Source organism: Nocardia sp. NPDC050175 (assembly GCF_044459885.1).
Classification (GTDB): domain Bacteria; phylum Actinomycetota; class Actinomycetes; order Mycobacteriales; family Mycobacteriaceae; genus Nocardia.
In genome coordinates this window covers 471,250-486,943 of the sequence record NZ_JBITJI010000001.1, presented here as the reverse complement: position 1 = coordinate 486,943, position 15,694 = coordinate 471,250, and the positions used below count along the sequence as shown (strand labels likewise).

Below are 15,694 nucleotides of genomic sequence, written 5' to 3'. Positions count from 1 at the left end.
GGACGACGCATGCGAGTCGTCGTCTGCGGCACAACCTTTGGCAATATCTATCTGGAAGCCTTTCGCACGCCCGGCTTCCCGTTCGAGCTGACCGGAATCGTGGCGCGCGGTAGCGAGCGCTCCCAGGCCTGCGCCGAACGGCATGGCGTTCCTCTTTTCACCGACGTGGCAGAGGTTCCCGACGACACCGATATCGCCTGTGTGGTCGTCCGCTCGGCCGCCTTCGGTGGCCACGGAACCGATCTGGTCAAGGCGTTCCTGTCCCGGGGAATCCATGTGCTGCAGGAACATCCGGTCCATCACGACGAGCTGGCCGCATGCCTGGCCCTCGCGCGCAAGCATCGGGTGGTGTACCGGCTCAACAGCTTCTATCCCCACCTCGAACCGGTGCGGCATTTCCTCGACGCCGTCAATACCCATTTCGCGCACCAGGTTCCGCTGTTCGTGGACGCGGCGTGCGCTGTTCAGGTGGCCTATCCGTTGTTCGACATGCTCGGGCAGGCCTTGGGCAAAATACGCCCGTTCGAGCTCACGGCGCTACCGCTGCCTGCCGAACCGGCCGAGGGCGGCACGCCGTTTCGCAGCGTGGCGGGCGTGTTCGGCGGTGTGCCGCTGACCCTGCGGGTGCAGAACCAGATCGACGCCGCCGATCCCGACAACGGGCTGCACCTGTTGCACCGCATCACTATCGGTGGTGCGGACGGCGTGCTCACCCTCGCCGACACCCACGGCCCGCTGCTGTGGAGTCCCCGGCTGCGCGTGTCGGCCGCGATGAAGGACACCTTCGATTTCGGCGGTTCCGACGACACGCATCTCGGCCTGGCCACTACCGCGCTGATCGGACCGGTCGTTGGCCCCACGTTCCGGACGATGCTCGGCAAGCTGTGGCCGGACGCCGCCGCGGCCGCGCTCAATGACCTGCGCGCGGCGATTCTGGCCGACGAGGATCCGGCGATTCGCGGGCAGTACCACCTCGCGCTGTGCCAGGTGTGGCAGGACCTGACGGCGCAACTCGGCTATCCGGAGCAGCTGGCCGAGGCCGGTCGGCCGGTCGAGGTCGCGAGCCTGAGATGACTGAGCTGCAGATGATTACGCCGAGCCAAGTGTGGTTTCGCTCCTGGCGACAGGTCCCCGAGGCCGACCTCCGCGTGGCGATCTTCCCGCATGCCGGGGGCAGCGCCAGCTTCTACCGGGGCTGGGCCGACGAGCTGCCGACGGCGGACGTTCGTGTCGTCCAGTATCCGGGCCGTGAGGACCGGATCGAAGACCTCTTCGCTCGCAATCTGCCGGAGTTGGCGGCGCTCATCGCGGCGGCGACGACCGAGTGGACGGATCTCCCGCTCGTGCTCCTCGGGCACAGCATGGGTGCGACGCTCGCGTATGAAGTCGCCCGTTGGCTCGAGCGCGAAGGTGGCCCGCGCATCGAGCACCTGTTCCTCTCCGGGCGCCGAGCACCGGCCTGCCGCCCCGGCGGCTCGGTGCACCTGCGCGACGACGACGGCGTGCTGGCCGAACTCGCGCGGCTCGGCGGCCCTTTGTCGGCGATGCACGAATACCCCGAGCTCCGTGCGCTCGTATTGCCTGCCGTCCGAGACGATTTCCGGCTGATCGAAACCTACCTGCCCGCCGACGGCCCGCCGCTCACCTGCCCGGTGACCGCCTGGGTCGGCGACCGCGACAGCGAGACCACGATCGACGAGGCGCGGGCCTGGTCGACGCTGACCACCGGCACGTTCGAACTCCGCGTCTTCGCCGGCGACCACTTCTTCCTGACCACCAGGCGGACCGAACTCGCCCGTGAACTCCGTGCCGCCGCCGACAGATCAGTACCGAGCGCGGCCCCACCGACAACGGAAATGGAATGACATGACCACGAGAATGACCGGCGCGTCAGCGTTCACGCCCGCCACGGCGGCGACGTTGGAAACCATCAGGAAATTCAACGAGGACGGGAAATGCACCTTCCTCATCTCCAGCAATTACATGCATGCGGACAGCGCGAAACTCGGCTACCTGCTGAGTTCGCTGCTCACCGGCAAGGGTGATGCGGTCGGCGACCATCGCACCTACTTCGTGAACTCCAGTCTCGAGGCGCTGTCCGGGGCGATCAAACTCGCCAGACAGACCTCGGTGCGGGCGGGCAAGGCAGACGGCGGCTGGGTGCTGCTCGTCGACGAGGAGGCGAAGTATGCCCCCTACCTCGACCCGACGAGCCGCGGGGAGGAAGACGGCCTCACCCCGCATGTCCGGTTCGTCAGGTCGATCGCTGAGGCGCAACAGGTGGTGGCCGAGCGGAATTGGTCCGCGCTCGTGCACGTCCGTTATCCCGGTGCCCGCGACGATGCGGCGCAGCTGGTCGGCGCGGCCCGTCGGCGCGGCGCGATGGTGATCGCCTGCGATGCCGAACTGGAATTGGCCGACGCGGAGTTGCTGATACCCGGCTACTCGCCCGACGTGGTGGTGTTCGGCGAGAACCTCGCCGAGCATCAGGTGCCGTTCGGCTGCTTCGTCATGACCGAGCAGGCGTACTCGGTGTGGAACAACGATGTCGACTGCTTCGCGCAGACCTCCACCTTCGGCGGTAATCGATTGTGTGCCGTGGTCGCCCTGGATGCCCTGGATCGCCACGGCTTCGTGTCGGCCGAGCACCGCGTCGTGTTCGATCGCATCGATGCCGGTCACGGCGCGATGATCGCGGAGTGGGGCCGCTACGTGAATCCGGCGATGGCCCGGCTCGGCGGCGTCTTCGGCATGGATCTGGACGTGCGCTCGGCGGTCGGCGGCCGACTGCGCCTCGGCGACGGCCGGGAAATCCTCGACTGCAGCGGCGGTTTCGGGAGCAGCCTGCGCGGCCACAACCCGGCCGACATGGCCGACGTGCTGACCCGTCACGACCCCGACCACGACTACGTCACCGATCTGGAGTCATTGCTGGCGTCGCTGACGAAGTTTCCGCATGCCTTTCCGGCGGTAAGCGGTGGTACCGCAGTGGACATCGCCGCAGCACTGGGCATGTTGTCGAAACCAGGACGCCGGAAGATAGTGACCTTCAAGGGCAACTTCTCCGGAAAGACACTGTTCGCCCTCAATTTCAGCAAGCACGGCCCACAGCTCACCGAATCCGACGCGGACGCCTTCCGCCCGTACTACTCCGAACTCGTCTACGTCGACCCGTTCGCGGAGGGCGCGGCGTCCGAACTGACGCGGATCCTCGGCGGTGGCGATGTCGCGCTGGTGTGGTTCGAGCTGATCCACGGTGGCATGTGCCAGATGCTGCCCGACGAGATCATCGCGGTCATCAACGAGAAGAAGTCGAGCGGCGGATACGTCATCGGCGTGGACGAGGTGCTGACCGGCGGATGGCGCACTGGCGGTAGCTATTTGGCGCATGACAAGGTGATTCCGGAGAGCGACATCGTGGCCATCGGCAAGACGCTCAGCGATATGACCATGCCCATGGCGGCGACCTTGGTCACCGCGGAGGTCTATCAGCGGGCGTGCGAAACCGACGCGACGCACGTCGGACGCTTGGCCATGCGATACCGCAACAACCTCTCGGCAGCGATCGCATTGAACGCGCTGTCGAGCGTGCGCGGCGAAAACGAACTCGCGGCCGTGGTGCGAAATCAACGGGTGATCGACGCCGGGTTGCGGGAGATCATCAGTGGCTCAAAGATTTTCAGTGACCTGCGCGGCGGAGGCGCGTTGCTGCTCCCGGTCATGAACCACAAGTATTTTCCGTTCGGTCACCGGTCCAAGCCGGGCAACCTGCTGGAAATGGCGACTTCGCACCTCATCTTCGAGCGCTGCGGCGTCTTCGTGTTCCTGCTGCGGTTCCTGCAACCGGTGGTGACTACCGACGCGGATGCCCAAGAGATCGTCGATCGACTGCGACGTGGCATCGACGGCATCACCCCGACCATGGTGTACCGGTACGCGTTGAGCCGGATCCTCGCCGAGAAGCTGCCCAGAATGTCCGCGCTGCTCGAAGGGCAGGCGAGGACGGTGGCAAACCGGCCTGCCGTGACGTGATGGCGGATCTGTTCTCGGTCGAAGGCAAGACTGTGCTGGTCACCGGCGGAACCAGGGGGGTGGGCCGGATGATGGCCCGCGGCTTGGTCGAAGCGAACGCGCGCGTCTACATCTGCTCGCGCAACGCCGACGCGTGCCGGCAAACGGCCGCCGAGCTGTCGCTGTGGGGCGATTGCCTGGCGATTCCGGCCGACCTCGCGCGGGCCACCGAATGTGCCCGCCTGGCAACGGAACTCGCCGACCGCGAGCCCAAGTTGCACGTCCTGATCAACAACGCCGGGATCACGGTGGGAGCACCCCTCGACACGTTCGGTGACGAGGAATGGGACCGGGTCCTCGATATCAATGTGAAAGCGCCGTTCCATCTCACCCGGCTCCTGCGGCCGTTACTCGACGCCGCCGCGACCGACAGTGACCCCGCCAGGGTCATCAACGTGGGTTCGGTCGACGGCCTGCACGTGCCCGCGATGGAGAACTACTCCTATTCCGCGAGCAAGGCGGCGCTGCACCACCTCACGAGGCACCTGGCCAAACGTTTGGGGCCATCGATAACGGTGAATGCGATAGCACTGGGGCCGTTCGAATCCGACATGATGAATCCGGAGCTGGGCCGGGAAATGGCCGCCCGTGCGCCATTACGTCGAATCGGCGCTCAGACGGATGCTGCTGGAGTCGCGATCTTTCTCAGTTCGGTAGCGAGCGCGTTCCTGACCGGAGTGGTGCTGCCCGTCGACGGAGGGTTGATCACCACGGCCTGACTGGAACGACTAGATCTCGAGACGACGATAACCCGATCGGAGAATGGTTATGCTGCCTGGCGCGGTTCCGTGGCCGGAAGAATTCGCTGCGCGTTATCGACGGCTGGGATATTGGACTAACCAGACGCTCGGCGAGCTATTGGGTTGCGCGGCAGCCGAATACGGTGCTCGGACGGCGCTGGTGGCGGGGCCTCGGCGCTGGAGTTATGCCGAACTCGATCACCGCGCGACCAGTCTGGCGGCCGGGTTCCTGCGGCTCGGGATCGAGAACCGCGATCGGGTGGTGGTCCAGCTGCCGAACGTGCCCGAGTTCGTCGCGGTGTGTTTCGCGTTGTTCCGCATCGGTGCCGTGCCCGTTCTCGCGCTTCCGGCTCATCGGCGCAGCGAGATCATGCAGTGGTGCGATGCGACGGGCGCGGTGGCCTATATCGTGCCCGATAGGTGGGCGCGCTACGACTATCGCCCGCTTGCCACCGAAGTCGGCGCACGGTGTCGCACGGTCCGGCACACCATCGTCGCCGGAAACCGCGGCCAGCACATCGCGTTGAACAGTCTCTACGCCGAACCCGTTGCGCTGCCGTCCGTGGACGCCGCCGACGTCGCACTCCTGCAGATATCCGGCGGTTCGACCGGTATGCCGAAACTGATCCCGCGCACCCACGACGACTATGGCTATAGCGTGCGGGCCAGCGCCGAAGTGTGTGGTCTGACAGTTGATTCGACCTATTTGGCAGTCCTGCCCTGTGCGCACAATTTCCCGCTGAGCTCACCGGGGATATTGGGCGCCTTGCATGCCGGGGCGAAAGTGGTGCTCGCCGAGAACGGGAGCGCGGACGAAGTGTTTCCCCTCATCGAGCGCGAACAGGTCACGACCGTCGCCGTCGTCCCACCGCTGGCCCTGCTGTGGATGGAGGCCGCGCGGCTGGGTCGGCCCGGCCTGCGCAGCTTGCGCGTCCTTCAGGTGGGTGGTGCCCGGATCAGTGCCGCTGCGGCGCGGCGGGTCGAACCGGTGCTGGGTTGCTCGCTGCAACAGGTATTCGGGATGGCCGAGGGGCTGGTCAACTACACCCGGCCCGACGATCCGCCCGACACGGTGACGAACAGCCAAGGCAGGCCGCTGTCTCCGGCGGATGAAATTCTCGTCGTCGATGACGACGACATCGAAGTCGCCGCTGGTGCGAGGGGTCATCTGCTGACCCGTGGGCCCTACACGATCCGCGGCTATTACGATGCGCCGGAGCACAATTCGCGGGCATTCACGCCGGACGGGTTCTATCGCACCGGCGACATCGTGCGCGTCAGCGATACCGGACACCTCGTCGTCGAGGGGCGAGCCAAAGATGTGATCAACAAGGGCGGGGAGAAGGTCGCCGCCGAAGAGGTGGAGAACCACCTGCTCGAGCATCCGGCCGTACGCGACGCCGCACTGGTGTCCGTGCCGGATGAGGCCCTGGGCGAACGGGTTTGCGCTTTCGTGGTCGCCGGTGCCGATCCGCCCCGGCTCGGTGAGGTCCGAATGTTCTTGGCGGAGCGCGGATTAGCGGCTTTCAAACTCCCGGACCGAATCGAGATCGTCGACGCTTTCCCGAAGACCCGAATAGGGAAGGTGGACAAGAAAATGCTTCGTGCAGCGGCCGCCGAGCGGGTGTCCGCGCACGTCACCACGAGAAATATGGAGTGTGAGCAGTAATGGCTACCAACAACAGTTTTGCGGACACGGTCTGGCCGGATATCGACCACCTGTTTCCGGTGGACGCGGCGACCGAGATCGGCGAGCTCGCCGTGGCCGCCGACCGGGACGGGCAGATGTCGGAAGGCGGACTGAAGGTGTTGCGCGACATCGGATTTCCCGGGCTAGCGGTCCCGAGTAAATTCGGCGGGCTCGGCGCTTCGCTCGTCGAATGCTGCGCAGTGCAACGCAGATTGGGCGCCGCGGATCCCGGCCTGTCGATCGCCTGCGCGATGCATCTCGGATCTGTCGGCGTGTGGGCGGCGCACTATGCGAACAAGCCCGACATGACCTGGGTATTCATGGAGGCGGTGGCGAAAGGCGGGCTCATCGTGGCCTCCGCGGTCGCCGAACCCAGCCTCGGCGGCTCGGTCAACCGGTCCACCCTCCGGGCCAGTCGCGTCGAAGGCGGTTGGGAAGTATCCGGCCGCAAGGCGCCGCTGTCCTTCGCGGCCAGTGCGGACCTGATCTCGCTTCAGCTGCAGAGCGAGGCGACCTCGGATGGTCCCTCCGAGGTATTGGTGGCACTGATTCCCCGTACCCTTCCCGGCATCTCCACCCAGTCCACCTGGGACGTCCTCGGTATGCGCGGTGCGTGTGCGGACACGCTGGTGCTGGATCACTGCGTGATTCCCGATGCACTGATCTTGTATCAAGGTGTTCCGGGACTGGCGGACGACGACGACATGATCGTCGGCATCATCTGGTTCTGCCTCATCTTGACCGCCAGCTATCTCGGCGTGGCGGCCGCCGCGCTCGGCACGGCACGAGAACTGCTCGGGCGCTTGCGAATTGCCCACCTCGACTCTTCGCGCGCCGAACTGCCCAGCTTCCACGGACCGGTGGGGCAGCAGGTGGCGGCCCTGTTGAGCTTGGAGCTGGCGTGTGCGGGCCTGGCAAGTGAGATGGACAAGCGCAACAATGCGCCGGAGCTGCTGGCCGGCGCGCTGGCGTTGAAGCAGCACGCGATTCGGGTCGTACCCGAGGTGCTCGGCGTGCTCGCCGAGGTATGCGGTGGCGCCGCGTACGCCCGCGCGTTGCCGCTGGAGCGGTTCTGGCGCGACGCGCAGGCCATTCGCTTCCATCCACCGACCCCGGCGATCGTGGCGCAGTACCTCGGGCGGCTCGCCCTCGGGATACCCGCCACGCTCGACCTCGACGAATCCGCCCCCGGTCTACGACATCAGGAGTGAACGGACGGCCTTTCGCCGCCGAGACGGTTTCTGTTTCAGATATGAGGACAAGCAATGCCAGGTATCCCGACGATCACTCCCTATCCCATGCCGACCGCCGACGAGCTTCCGGTGAATACCGCCGACTGGGCCTTGGATCCGGAGCGTGCGGTGTTGCTGGTGCACGACATGCAGCGCTATTTCCTGCGCTCGCTCCCCGTCGAGCTCAGGCACCAGCTCATCGGCAACGTCACTTTGCTGCGCGAATATGCTGTGGCCCAAGGGATTCCGGTGGCCTACACGCTGCAGCCCGGTGGCATGACCGTCGAGCAGCGGGGACTGCTCAACGATTTCTGGGGGCCTGGCATGCGGGGGGAGGCGGCCGACCGAGAGGTCGTCCGGCCGCTCGCGCCCGGCACCGACGACTGGGTACTGACCAAATGGCGCTATAGCGCGTTCTTCAATTCGAATCTCCTCGCGCGAATGCGCGCGGCCGGCCGCGACCAACTCCTCCTCTGCGGTGTCTATGCCCACGTCGGTGTATTGACCACTGCGATCGAGGCATTCAGCAACGACATCCAAGCGTTCCTCGTCGCTGACGCCGTCGGCGACTTTTCGCCCGAGTGTCATCGGCTGGCCCTCGAATACGCGGCGAAGCGTTGTGCGGTCGTGGTCGCGGTCGAGACTGTGCTCGCTCAGCGGCCAACCCCGGTGGCGGCAGTGCGGTGACAGGCGAACTCGGCGGCAAGGTCGCTTTGGTGACCGGTGCCGGGCGGGGCATCGGAGGCGCCGTGGCCACGCTGTTCGCCGAGCAGGGCGCACACGTCGCGGCCGTCGACGTATGCGATGTGCACGGGGACAGATCGGTGCGCGGCTATCGAGCCGATGTGACCGATGCGAAAGCGGTGGAGCGGATCGTCGCGCAGGTCGAGGCCGAACTCGGCCCGATCGAGATTCTGGTCAACGTGGCAGGCATTCTGCGCGTGGCCGAGGTCGTCGACACGACCGACGAGGACTGGCGCGCCGTCTTCGCCGTCAATACCGATGGGGTGTTCCACATGTCGAGGGCGGTCGCCCGGCGGATGCGGCCGCGGCGCCGGGGCGTGGTCGTCACCGTCGGCTCCAACGCGGCCGGTGTGCCCCGCATCGGCATGGCCGCCTACGCGGCATCCAAGGCGGCCACGGTGATGTTCACCCGTTGTCTCGGCCTCGAATTGGCCTCCTATGGTATCCGCTGCAATGTGGTGTCACCCGGTTCGACGGACACCGGCATGCTGCGGGGCATGTGGGCCGATGCCGACGGCGAACGCCTCGTGATCGACGGTTCTCAGCGGGCTTTTCGGGTGGGCATTCCGCTGGGCCGGATCGCGGAGCCGGTCGACGTCGCGGAGGCCGTGTTGTTCCTGGCGTCCGAGCGAGCTCGGCACATCACCATGCAGCACCTTTATGTGGACGGTGGGGCTTCGCTGCACGCTTGATCGACGACCACGGGGGGAAACCTCGGTCGCTTATTGGAATTCGTCACTGGTCATCGGTGTCGGCTCATCGGTTGATGCGCGAACACCGAGTTGCCGACGTGACCAAGGTTTGGAGCAAACTTGAACGTCGCCTCGCCCCCCGTTGCGCTGCAGCAGCCTCAGTGGGGGGACCCGACACAGGTCGAGCAGATCCGGGGTGCGTTGGCTGCCCTTCCGCCGCTCGTGCAGGCCGGGTCGCTGAGCAGGCTCCGCGGGTTGCTCGCCAGGGTCGCCGCCGGGCAGGCACAGGTGGTGCAGGCGGGTGACTGCGCCGAGGATCCCGCGGAATGCACTGCGGGCGCTGTGCGGCGGAAGGTGTGGCTCATCAACCTGCTCGCCTGCGTCATGCGGGCGAGCACCCATCAGCCGGTAGTGCGGGTCGGCCGGATCGCGGGACAGTATGCCAAGCCTCGGTCGTCAGACACCGAATGGGTTGGTGGCGTGGAGATTCCGGTGTATCGCGGGCACATGGTGAACGGTCCCGAGCCGGACCCGCGAGCTCGGCGGCCCGATCCGCAGCGCCTGTTGGCGGGTTACTGGGCGGCGAGCCAGATCATGGCCCAGCTCGGCCCGACGCCAAGGGCGCGCATCGAGTCGGTCGTGTGGACGAGTCATGAAGCGCTGCTGCTCGATTACGAGGTTCCGATGCTGCGTCAAGGCCGGGACGGTCGGGTCGCGCTCACGTCCACGCACTGGCCGTGGATCGGCGAGCGAACCCGCCAGCTCGCGGGAGCTCACGTCGCACTGCTGACCGATGTGGTCAACCCGGTCGCGTGCAAGGTCGGGCCGCGGATGACAGTTGCCGAGCTGCTCGGATTGTGTGCGCGGCTCGACCCGGAACAGGAGCCGGGACGACTCACCTTGATCGCCCGGATGGGTGCCGACACGACCATGGATCTGCTGCCGCCGTTGGTCCGGGCCGTGCGCGCCGCCGGACACCCGGTGATCTGGCTGGTCGACCCGATGCACGGCAACACGGTGACCACCGCTGAGGGACGCAAGACCCGGGTCGTGGAGACGATGGTCCGGGAGGTGCTGGCGTTCCAGTTCGCCGTGCGCACCGCCGGCGGCATGCCGGGCGGGATACATCTGGAGACCACGCCCGACCCAGTGACCGAATGCCTCGACACCCCATACGGCACCGACCGCATCGGCGAGAACTACACGACGTTATGCGACCCGCGACTCAACCCCGGCCAGGCCGTATCGGTGATCTCGGCCTGGCAGACGGACTCTCGCGAGTGGTACCGCTTCAGCGCTTCACCAGCGGCCGCGCTGTCGCATGGTCTGTGGGGTTGACCGCAGGCTGGTTCGTTTGCGCCCACAGTGCCCGACGACGTTGCTGCGCTGCGGGTTCGGCGACCGGCACCGCCAGCAGCAGGCGTTGGGTGTAGGGCGATTCAGGTGCGGTCAGCACCTGTGCGGTCGGACCTTGTTCGACGATGGCACCATCGCGCAGGACGACGACGTGGTCGGCGAGTTGCTGGACGATGGCGAAATCGTGCGTGATGAACACCGCCGCGAATCCGTGTTTGGACTGGAGTCGCCGGATCAGCGCCAGGACCGACGCTTGGACGGCCGCATCGAGGGCGCTCGTCGGCTCGTCCATCACCAGGACATCGGGTTGGACGGCCAGCGCGCGGGCGATCGCGACGCGCTGGCGCTGTCCGCCGGAGAGCTGGCGCGGGTAGCGCGTGATCAAGTCGGGGTCGAGCGAGACCTCGTCGAGGAGTTCCTCGGCCCGTTCGCGTCGTTGGCTGCTGTCGAGCGCAGTGTGTACGCGTAGCGGTAGTTCCACCGATTGCAGCACCGTGTGCTGCGGATTCAATGAGGACATCGGGTCTTGGAACACCACGCCGAGCTGTTTGCCGAGGGCGCGGCGACTCCGCTTCTGTAGCAACGGAATCGGCTCACCGTTCAGGGTGACCCGGCCCGCGGCGGGGGTGACCAGCCCGCACAAGGCGCGACCCAGCGTCGACTTTCCGGCACCGGACTCACCGACGAGTGCCACGATCTGATGTTCGCGGACCACGAGATTCGCGTCCCGCAAGGCGGTGAACTTGGCACCTGCCTTGCGGTAGTCGACGGTGAGGTTTTCGACTTCGATGACCGGCTTCGCCTGCTCGACAACAGAACTCGAGGCCGACGCCGGCGGCTCGAGCTGCAACACCGCGGCCAGTAGCGTTTTCGTGTAGTCCTGCTGCGGTGCGGTGAGCACCTGCCGAGTCGGCCCCGTTTCGACGGGGCTGCCGTTGCGGAGCACAACGACGTCATCGGCGAGGTCGGCGACAACGCCCATGTCGTGGGTGATCAACAGAATGGCGATGTCATTGTCCTGCTGCAGCTCTCGAAAGAGCTGCAGCACCTCGGCCTGCACATTCGCATCGAGCGCGGTAGTCGGTTCGTCGGCGATGATCAGTTGGGGCGCCCGGGAAATCGCCATCGCGATCATGGCGCGCTGCAGCTGCCCACCGGAGATCTCATGCGGATAGCTGGCCGCCACCCGCTCCGGATCACTGATCTTGACTCGGTCAAAAAGTTCGAGCACCAACGAATTAGCCTGCTGCTTAGCGTATTTGCCGTTGGTGCGGATCACCTCGCGCAGTTGCTGCCCGATCCGATACACCGGATCGAACGCGGCCGCCGGGTCCTGGAACACCACCCCCACATCGCTCCTGCGCACCTGTCGGAGCGCTTCGGGCTTCATCCCGAACAGGCTCTTTCCCGACAGCGTCACGGTGCCGGACGTGGTCGACCCCGGCGGCAGCAAGCCGAGCACCGACAGGGCGGTGAGCGACTTGCCGGAGCCGGATTCGCCAACCAGCGCAAGGGTTTTGCCACGTTCGATCTCGAAACCGAGGCCGCTCACCAGGGTTTGGCCGTTGATCGCGATGCCGAGATCGTGGACTGCCAGGACCGGCGGTGTTGTCATTGCGCGAGTGACACTTTGAAGTACACCGGGTAGGCCGGGAACGGCGGCACGTAGAAGTTGCGGACGTCACTGCCGTAGATGAAGGTGTTCACCGAGTTGATCAGCGGAACGTTCGCGACCTCACCGGTGACGATCCGGTCGACCTCCAGCCACAGATCACCGGCCCGCTTCGGGTCGACCTCGGCGGTGGCGCGGGCGATCAGGTCATCGACCTTCGGATTGCTGTAGCGCGAGATGTTGAAGCCGCCGTTGCCGATCTCCGAGGTACCGAAGCTGGGCTGCAACATCGAAGCGGCACTGGGGAAGTCGGCCTGCCAGCTGGACAGCACCAGGTCGTAGCCGGAGCCGTCCTTGTGCTGGGTGATGTCGTCGTAGCTGGCGTTGTCGAGCGCCTGAATCGTGACGCGGATACCCGCGCGGCGCAAACCGGCCTCGATGGCCTGACCGCCCGCGGAGTTCGTCGCGTCGTTCTTGGTCACCAGCACCAGGTCGATACCGTTGGGGTGTCCCGCTTCGGCGAGGAGTTGCTTGGCCTTCTCGACGTCACCCGTCGGCTGGGTCGGGAAAGCATCGAACTTCTGGTAACCCGGGATCGCCGGCGGAATGTTGGTGGTCGCGTAGTCGCCGCGGGACTCACCGCCGAGCGAGGTGCGAAACGCCTGCTTATCCGTCGCGTAGACGATGGCCTGACGAACCTTGGGATCGTTGAGCGGCGACTTGCTGACGTTGACCTGTAGTTGATAGAGCGAGCCGCCACCGGCCTCGGCTATCCGGTTCTTCGCCGAAGGGTTGGACCGAACCAGCGGCAGCTGCGAGGCGGGGACGAATGAGGCGGAAAACGCTGATTTCGCCGTTCCGGTGTCGGCGATCAGCTCCTGACTGATCGTCGTCTGCTGCATACCGAGCTGGAAAATCACCCGGTCCGGACCGGCCGTGCGGGCGGGATCGGTCTTCGGATCCCAGTTCGGATTACGCACCAGGACAACCTCGGACGCCTTGTCGAACTTCTCGACCTGGTAGGGGCCCGATGCGACGGGTGCCTGGAAGTACGTTGCCGGATTGTCCTTCGCCTTGGGCACCGGCGTGAAGGCCGGTTGCGATGCGATCCAAGGGAAGTCGCCGAACGGCTTGTTGAGGTGGAAGATCACCGTCTTCGCGTCGGGCGTTTCGATGGAGTCGAGCGACTTGCCGTTGTAAGGACCGTCATACGCTTCGCCACCTTGCAGCAGCGTGCGATGGTAGGTGAAACCACCCGACAGCAAGGGCGCGAACGAACGTTCCAGACCGTACTTGATATCGGCCGAGGTGATCGGCGAACCGTCCTGGAATTTCAGGTCGTCCTTGAGGGTGTACTTCCAGGTGCGACCGGCATCGGTGGTCGTTCCGGTGTCGGTGGCGAGATCCGGGATCGGCTTCATCTCTTTGCCCGGTTCGGCCTGCCAGGTGGTGAGCCGGCGCGCGACGAAACTGAGCGAGGTGATCGCCAAGTTCGTCGACTTGGCCGGATCGAAGTTGAAGTCGGTGGTCGTCGACATGATCCGCAACGTCCCGCCCTTTTGCGGCGGGACCGATTGGGTGGTGTCCCTGGCGCCGTCGGTGGGGTTGGCATTGCAGGACGTTACCGACAACGCCACGGCCAGCGCGGCGGCGGCGAGCGCCGACTTCGATTGTTTCTTCATCACTTCACCCTGGGATCGAGCAGTCCGAGAACCGCGTCTATGAGGAAATTGGCGACCAGAACGATCGCGGCAGAGAAGATGGTGATCCCGACGATTACCGGGAGATCGACGGTATGGACCGCATCGATCAGGAGTCGGCCGAGGCCGGGCATGCCGAAGACCTGTTCGGTGATGACCGCCCCGCCCAGTAGCGCGCCGAGGTCGACCGCGAACAACGTCAGAATCGGCGCGAGAATATTGCGCACCGCGTGACCGAAGACGATGCGCCGCTCAGTCAGGCCGTTCGCCCGCGCGGTGCGAATGAAGTCCTCGCGGAAGATCTCGATCAGCTGGTTGCGCGAAATCCGGGCGTACATGGCCGCATTCACGAGTGCGAGCACGATCCACGCCGCCACCAGATGCCAGGCCCACTGCACGACGCCCGAACTCAACGGCACATAGCCGCTCACCGGAATGACGTTGAGCGTGAACCCGAACAGCAGCACTACGAGCAGACCGAGCAGATACGTCGGTGTCGACAGGCCGAGCGCGGCCAGCGAGGTGACGACTCGATCGGTCAGTTTGCCCTGCCGACGTGCCGCGACCAATCCCGCACCGACACCGAGGATCAACCACAGCACGCCCGCACCGATCGCGATGGACAACGTGATCGGGAAGCGCTCGAAAATCAGCGAGGCCACCGACTCGTTCTGCTGAAAGGAATAGCCGAAACATGGTGCGGCGCACTGGATCGTCGCCAATCCAGACCCGTAACTGCGACCGACTACGACACCGGCGACGAAGTCGAAGAACTGCTGATACCACGGATGGTCGAGTCCCATGTACAGCTGCGCCTTGAGCAGATTGTCCGGCGTGCAAGGCTTTCCGCACGCGAGCTGAGCCGGATCGGCGGGCAGCAGATAGAACACCGCATAGGTCAAGAACGCGACGATGAGCAGCACGCCGAGCGCCAGCAGCAGCTTCGCCGCCGACGACGACAGTCGACGACTGACGATTGTCCACCTCATCCCGCGCTGAACGCATTCCGTAGACCGTCACCCACGAGGTTGAACCCCAATGTCAGTAGCACCAACGCGATTCCGGGAAAGATCAGGAACCACGGATCTGTTTGCACCCACCCGACGGCATCGCCGATCGACCTACCCCAAGACGGTGTCGGCGCGGGCACCCCTACTCCCAGAAACGACAGCGACGCCTCCGTCGCGATGAGCCCCGGCATGCTCGTGGTGGCGAAAACCACCACCAGCGCCCGCAGATTCGGCAGCACCTCGCGCGCCAGCGCATGCAGCGGCGAAACGCCGATCACCAGCGCGGCCCGGACGAAGTTCCGGTTGCGCAGCGACAAAGCTTGCGCCCGAATCACTCTCGCCATTCCGGGCCAGCCGAAGATGCCCACGATGAATACCACGAGCACCGGGCGCGGGAAGGTCGCGGGTAGTACCGCGCTGAGCGCGATCATGAACAGCAGCGACGGAAATCCGAAGAGCACATTGATCGCTCCGGAAAGCACTCGATCCACCCAACCGCCGGCGAACCCGGCGGTAACGCCGATCACGAGGCCGAGCACCGTCGATATCACCAACGCGCCGAGCGCGATGAACAACGACGTCCGGCTACCGGCAACAACCACCGCCAGCAGATCCCGACCGGTCAACGGCTCGACACCCAACGGATGCGCCGCACTCGCACCACCGAAACTCCCCGACGGCACACTCTGCGCATCCAGGGTCTCCGAATGGAACGTATACGGATCGATATCGAGCAGCCCGTTGATCACCGGCGCGAAAGCCGCGACAATGACGAAGAACCCGACCACGATGAGGCCGAAAACACTCCAGCGATCGCTTGAAAATCGATACCAACGCGAACGCACTA

The 15,694-nt window shown here is 65.5% G+C and carries 13 protein-coding genes; 9 read left to right on the top strand and 4 right to left on the bottom strand.

Features of this window, described 5'->3' with window-relative positions:
• Positions 1-9: 9 nt before the first annotated feature.
• From ACIBK2_RS02055 to ACIBK2_RS02015, 9 genes are all read left to right on the top strand, one after another.
• A complete protein-coding gene (locus ACIBK2_RS02055; protein ID WP_396962633.1) occupies positions 10-1,074 on the top strand; it encodes a Gfo/Idh/MocA family oxidoreductase in 1,065 nt (354 codons plus the stop codon).
• Positions 1,071-1,865: a thioesterase II family protein gene (locus ACIBK2_RS02050; protein ID WP_396962631.1), complete on the top strand. Its 795-nt coding sequence runs from the start codon at positions 1,071-1,073 to the stop codon at positions 1,863-1,865. Before ACIBK2_RS02055 ends, ACIBK2_RS02050 begins: the two co-directional genes overlap by 4 nt.
• Before the next feature lies 1 nt (position 1,866).
• Positions 1,867-4,032, top strand: coding sequence for an aminotransferase class III-fold pyridoxal phosphate-dependent enzyme (locus tag ACIBK2_RS02045; RefSeq protein ID WP_396962629.1), 2,166 nt, complete (start codon positions 1,867-1,869; stop codon positions 4,030-4,032).
• Positions 4,032-4,790 (top strand): SDR family NAD(P)-dependent oxidoreductase, encoded by a 759-nt coding sequence (locus ACIBK2_RS02040; protein ID WP_396962627.1) that lies wholly within the window; start codon positions 4,032-4,034, stop codon positions 4,788-4,790. Before ACIBK2_RS02045 ends, ACIBK2_RS02040 begins: the two co-directional genes overlap by 1 nt.
• A gap of 43 nt (positions 4,791-4,833) precedes the next feature.
• Entirely contained in the window at positions 4,834-6,480 is a 1,647-nt protein-coding gene (locus ACIBK2_RS02035; RefSeq protein WP_396962625.1) for a (2,3-dihydroxybenzoyl)adenylate synthase, read from the top strand.
• Positions 6,480-7,712 (top strand): acyl-CoA dehydrogenase family protein, encoded by a 1,233-nt coding sequence (locus ACIBK2_RS02030; protein ID WP_396962622.1) that lies wholly within the window; start codon positions 6,480-6,482, stop codon positions 7,710-7,712. The genes ACIBK2_RS02035 and ACIBK2_RS02030 overlap by 1 nt, the downstream gene beginning before the upstream one ends.
• Before the next feature lie 54 nt (positions 7,713-7,766).
• Positions 7,767-8,420 (top strand): isochorismatase family protein, encoded by a 654-nt coding sequence (locus tag ACIBK2_RS02025; protein WP_396962620.1) that lies wholly within the window; start codon positions 7,767-7,769, stop codon positions 8,418-8,420.
• A complete protein-coding gene (dhbA, locus tag ACIBK2_RS02020; RefSeq protein ID WP_396962618.1) occupies positions 8,417-9,169 on the top strand; it encodes a 2,3-dihydro-2,3-dihydroxybenzoate dehydrogenase in 753 nt (250 codons plus the stop codon). The genes ACIBK2_RS02025 and dhbA overlap by 4 nt, the downstream gene beginning before the upstream one ends.
• A 120-nt stretch (positions 9,170-9,289) precedes the next feature.
• A complete protein-coding gene (locus ACIBK2_RS02015; protein ID WP_396962616.1) occupies positions 9,290-10,507 on the top strand; it encodes a 3-deoxy-7-phosphoheptulonate synthase in 1,218 nt (405 codons plus the stop codon).
• Here ACIBK2_RS02015 and ACIBK2_RS02010 read toward each other — a convergent pair.
• From ACIBK2_RS02010 to ACIBK2_RS01995, 4 genes are read right to left on the bottom strand one after another with little or no spacing between them, the layout of a single operon-like run.
• Entirely contained in the window at positions 10,461-12,140 is a 1,680-nt protein-coding gene (locus ACIBK2_RS02010; protein ID WP_396962614.1) for a dipeptide ABC transporter ATP-binding protein, read from the bottom strand. The two genes, ACIBK2_RS02015 and ACIBK2_RS02010, sit on opposite strands and share 47 nt — an antisense overlap.
• A complete protein-coding gene (locus ACIBK2_RS02005; RefSeq protein ID WP_396962612.1) occupies positions 12,137-13,819 on the bottom strand; it encodes an ABC transporter substrate-binding protein in 1,683 nt (560 codons plus the stop codon). Before ACIBK2_RS02005 ends, ACIBK2_RS02010 begins: the two co-directional genes overlap by 4 nt.
• The gene (locus ACIBK2_RS02000) at positions 13,819-14,826 is read right to left on the bottom strand and encodes an ABC transporter permease (RefSeq protein ID WP_396962610.1); all 1,008 of its coding nucleotides are present in this window, start codon (positions 14,824-14,826) and stop codon (positions 13,819-13,821) included. The genes ACIBK2_RS02005 and ACIBK2_RS02000 overlap by 1 nt, the downstream gene beginning before the upstream one ends.
• Positions 14,823-15,692, bottom strand: a complete 870-nt coding sequence (locus ACIBK2_RS01995; protein ID WP_379291916.1) for an ABC transporter permease — start codon at positions 15,690-15,692, stop codon at positions 14,823-14,825. The genes ACIBK2_RS02000 and ACIBK2_RS01995 overlap by 4 nt, the downstream gene beginning before the upstream one ends.
• Positions 15,693-15,694: the final 2 nt, after the last annotated feature.

What these genes read in the sequence shown, in the direction of transcription:
- ACIBK2_RS02025 (WP_396962620.1), top strand. Translation starts at nt 7,767, where the DNA reads ATGCCAGGTATCCCGACGATCACTCCCTATCCCATGCCGACCGCCGAC.
- ACIBK2_RS02055 (WP_396962633.1), top strand. Translation starts at nt 10, where the DNA reads ATGCGAGTCGTCGTCTGCGGCACAACCTTTGGCAATATCTATCTGGAA.
- ACIBK2_RS02045 (WP_396962629.1), top strand. Translation starts at nt 1,867, where the DNA reads ATGACCACGAGAATGACCGGCGCGTCAGCGTTCACGCCCGCCACGGCG.
- ACIBK2_RS02000 (WP_396962610.1), bottom strand. Translation starts at nt 14,826, where the DNA reads ATGAGGTGGACAATCGTCAGTCGTCGACTGTCGTCGTCGGCGGCGAAG.
- ACIBK2_RS02035 (WP_396962625.1), top strand. Translation starts at nt 4,834, where the DNA reads ATGGTTATGCTGCCTGGCGCGGTTCCGTGGCCGGAAGAATTCGCTGCG.
- ACIBK2_RS02030 (WP_396962622.1), top strand. Translation starts at nt 6,480, where the DNA reads ATGGCTACCAACAACAGTTTTGCGGACACGGTCTGGCCGGATATCGAC.
- ACIBK2_RS02010 (WP_396962614.1), bottom strand. Translation starts at nt 12,140, where the DNA reads ATGACAACACCGCCGGTCCTGGCAGTCCACGATCTCGGCATCGCGATC.
- ACIBK2_RS02040 (WP_396962627.1), top strand. Translation starts at nt 4,032, where the DNA reads ATGGCGGATCTGTTCTCGGTCGAAGGCAAGACTGTGCTGGTCACCGGC.
- ACIBK2_RS02005 (WP_396962612.1), bottom strand. Translation starts at nt 13,819, where the DNA reads ATGAAGAAACAATCGAAGTCGGCGCTCGCCGCCGCCGCGCTGGCCGTG.
- ACIBK2_RS02050 (WP_396962631.1), top strand. Translation starts at nt 1,071, where the DNA reads ATGACTGAGCTGCAGATGATTACGCCGAGCCAAGTGTGGTTTCGCTCC.